Annotated in this window: 2 protein-coding genes; both read right to left on the minus strand. The window is 79.0% G+C overall.

Going from position 1 to position 324, the window contains the following annotated elements; genetic code table 11:
* A partial coding sequence (locus JHD63_RS24380) for a DUF1446 domain-containing protein (protein WP_233168565.1) occupies nucleotides 1–92 on the minus strand: 92 nt, incomplete at its 3' end.
* Nucleotides 92–324, minus strand: a 233-nt coding sequence (locus JHD63_RS23215; RefSeq protein ID WP_233168564.1) for a hypothetical protein, incomplete at its 5' end; no start/stop codon positions are given. The genes JHD63_RS24380 and JHD63_RS23215, both read right to left, overlap by 1 nt.

Consider the following 324-nt stretch of genomic DNA (forward strand, 5'->3'; position numbering starts at 1 on the left):
AGCGAATCGACCACCGGCCCGGCGGCGTCCACCCGGTCGCCGGAGAAGCCGGCGGCACAGCCGATCAGTAAGGGGGCGGAGGAAGGAGTCATCACTGCGGAGCCATGAAAGGCGCGACTGTATGCCTGTCTCTTATACACATCTGACGCTGCCGACGAAGAGAACCTAGTGTAGGTGGGGGGGGGGGGGGGGGGGGTGAGGGGGGGGGGGGGGGGGGGGGGGGGGGGGGGGGGGGGGGGGGGGGGGGGGGGGGGGGGGGGGGGGGGGGGGGGGGGGGGGGGGGGGGGGGGGGGGGGGGGGGGGGGGGGGGGGGGGGGGGGGGGG

Origin of the sequence: Xylophilus sp. ASV27, from assembly GCF_016428875.1 — a bacterium.
Lineage (GTDB): Bacteria > Pseudomonadota > Gammaproteobacteria > Burkholderiales > Burkholderiaceae_C > Xylophilus.